Below are 258 nucleotides of genomic sequence, written 5' to 3'. Positions count from 1 at the left end.
CACGATCAGAGAGCGATGCGAGCGTGGTATTCGCCAACTCCCCATTATAGTTCCAGGCAGCAGTTGCCAGGGGGGCGGCGATGTAGGTTTCCGTGAGCTCAACCTGCTCCTCAAACGCGGTATGCAGCGCAGTGGACAGACGTTGAGCCCAGAACGTGGTGATCACGCCAATCATCATCAGCAGGCCAGCCATCCCAGGAAGCAGGATCTTTCGTTTTACTGGCATGTTCCGGAACCAGGACTTTAAGAACATGGTGA

1 protein-coding gene is annotated in these 258 nt (G+C 55.4%); it reads right to left on the bottom strand.

The window, feature by feature from the left end; all coding sequences use genetic code 11:
* The coding region (locus tag Q5L94_RS13895; RefSeq protein ID WP_317498941.1) for a hypothetical protein at window positions 1-226 on the bottom strand (226 nt) is incomplete at its 3' end.
* Window positions 227-258 lie beyond the last annotated feature (32 nt).

This window comes from Idiomarina sp. Sol25, assembly GCF_033052775.1.
In the GTDB taxonomy this organism is placed as follows: domain Bacteria; phylum Pseudomonadota; class Gammaproteobacteria; order Enterobacterales; family Alteromonadaceae; genus Idiomarina.
The sequence above is the reverse complement of the archived record's forward strand: the minus strand, read 5'-3'. Positions and strand labels throughout refer to the sequence as shown.